The following is a 2,500-nucleotide window of genomic DNA, read 5'->3' on the forward strand; positions in this document are numbered from 1 at the left end:
TTTGTCGCTTTCGACGTTATTGTCATCGGCGACTTGTTCTATATTACACCTCTAAGTATTAATCGTCAATACGTTTTTTAAAAAAACTTCATTTTTTTAAAACCCTATTTACATACCTCTTCTATCAGAATATATAAGCAACCCATATAATACTCTATGGGTTGCTTTCCATCATAAAAACTATTGTTCTTTTGAAGGTACCGAACAGCTTTCATCTGTACAAGACATATCGCTTCCACCTTCTGAAGAAAGCTCTTGTAACTTAGGTACAGGATTCTCTTCTTCCCACACTTGCTGAAGTGCACCAACAAAAGTTTCAAGTGGTTGTGCACCTGAAATAGCATACTTTTGATTAATAATAAAATAAGGTACTCCTGAAATTTGATATTGCTGAGCAATCGCTTCATCAACTCTAACATCATTTGCATATGCGCTTTTATCATTAATAACCTGTAAAGCTTCTTGTTTGTCTAGACCTGAAGCTTCAGCTATAGTAACGAGCGTATCCACATCACTTAAATTTCTTGATTCAGTGAAATATGCAAAAAGTAGATTTTCCGTAATCTCTTTTTCTTTCCCTTGATCCTTTGCAAATTTCGCAAGACGATGCGCATCAAAAGTGTTCGTCGGCTTCATCTCATCAAAATTAAAACTTAAACCCATACTAGCTGCATGATTACCTAGCTGCACGTTATTACGTTTCGCTTCTTCAATACTAATCCCATACTTTGATGCAAGTACTTCATTAATACTTGTTCCAGAATAGATTGGAGCATTTTGGTCTAATTCAAAACTTTTAAACTCAACTTCAACATCCTTCTTATGAGGAAATTGCTCTAAAGCTACTTCTAATCTACGTTTCCCAATGTAGCAAAACGGGCATACAAAATCTGACCATACTTCAATTTTCATAGAAACACCTCATTAACATGTAGTTTTCAATCATTGTAGCACTGGCACTAAGGAATTCAAAAATTTATGCTTCAAGCCTTAAATACTACAACCTAAAATAAATTTATAAATAGAAAAACGATAATCAAAAGTATTACCTTCTGATTATCGTATATATAAATCTAATTATGCTTGAATATATCTTCCCACGAACTTCCATACGGTATTCCAATACGTATTTGAATCTATCTTCTCAGCTTCTCCATGTCCAGCACCTGGAACAATTAATTTCTCTTTTTCTACTTTTGCAGCATTATATACTTCATCTAACATTTCAAAAGGAACGAATGTATCCGCATCCCCATGAATGAATAGCATCGGTGTTTTACTTTTTGCAACTTGTTTAATAGCTGAAGCTTCTTCTAAATCATATCCAGCTCTTAATTTTGTAACTGTATTTGCCGCATTCATAACAGGAAACTTCGGCAAGTGGAATAGATCTTTTAATTGATACGTAAATTCATCAACAACAGTTGAGTACCCACAATCTTCAATAATAACTTTAACGTTAGAAGGTAAATCCTCACCTGAAGTCATCATTACAGTTGCCGCGCCCATCGAAACACCAAATAGTGCTATTTCAGCATTAGGATCTTTCTTTACAATTTGTTGAATCCAAATCAAAATGTCTTTACGATCATGCCAGCCCATACCAACATAATCCCCTTCACTATTCCCGTGCCCACGAAGATCTGGTGCTATGACATTATAGCCTTGTTCATAAAAGTTGCGAATATATTTCGTCATTTCTGATGCCCTACCATTGTATCCATGAACTACAATCGCCCATTTATGACTAGATTGTTCATTCATATATTCATAACCTGTTAAATTCAGTTTATCGAAAGAACGTATAGTTAATGTGTTAGGCTTATACTTTGATACGAAGTTCGCATTCTTCTCTTCATTTGTAGCCAATGCATCTCCCGATGCATTTACCGTTTCTACTAAATGAGGATTATCTTCCAAAAATTCTTTTTCTTGTTTCGCATTCAACGCATAGTTATAAAAATAATTTCCAACTAACATATACACAATCGCTAGAAGGATTAAGACTACTATAGTAATTATACCTATCTTTTTCATATTATCTCCTTTTTAAAAATTAAATATCCCTATATTAAAGCACTCAAAAAATAACGGTACTATTTTAACACACCAATAGATTGCTTCCACAAAAAATAAAATATAAAATCTGAAACTACACATCGAAAATGATGAAAGAAATTGAATACAAAAGGATAACTCGAGGCTAATAAGAAGTTAGAAACACAAAAAAGACGAGTCATTCTGACTCGTCTTAAGCTTGCTTGGCGACGTCCTACTCTCACAGGGACAAGGTCCCAACTACCATCGGCGCTAGAGAGCTTAACTTCCGTGTTCGGTATGGGAACGGGTGTGACCTCTCTGCCATCATCACCAAACTATGAAGGCATATTCCTTCAAAACTAGATAACATTGCTACATATTATATGGTTAAGTCCTCGATCTATTAGTATTCGTCAGCTCCACATGTCACCATGCTTCCACCTCGAACCTATCAACCTGA

2 protein-coding genes and 2 rRNA genes (1 of these 4 only partly in view) are annotated in these 2,500 nt (G+C 34.9%); all 4 read right to left on the reverse strand.

All coding sequences use genetic code 11. The features are described 5' to 3' along the window. Window positions 1-180: 180 nt before the first annotated feature. A complete protein-coding gene (locus QCI47_RS26600) occupies window positions 181-912 on the reverse strand; it encodes a DsbA family oxidoreductase (protein ID WP_309423438.1) in 732 nt (243 codons plus the stop codon). Between the two features lie 165 nt (window positions 913-1,077). Continuing rightward, window positions 1,078-2,037 (reverse strand): alpha/beta hydrolase, encoded by a 960-nt coding sequence (locus QCI47_RS26605; RefSeq protein WP_000719448.1) that lies wholly within the window; start codon window positions 2,035-2,037, stop codon window positions 1,078-1,080. A gap of 222 nt (window positions 2,038-2,259) precedes the next feature. After that, window positions 2,260-2,375: ribosomal RNA gene (gene rrf / locus QCI47_RS26610) — 5S ribosomal RNA — on the reverse strand. Window positions 2,376-2,423: 48 nt separating this feature from the next. Continuing rightward, window positions 2,424-2,500, reverse strand: a 23S ribosomal RNA gene (locus QCI47_RS26615) (it continues 2,846 nt past the right edge of the window).

The organism is Bacillus cereus group sp. RP29 (assembly GCF_040459765.1).
Taxonomy (GTDB): Bacteria; Bacillota; Bacilli; order Bacillales; family Bacillaceae_G; genus Bacillus_A; species Bacillus_A paranthracis.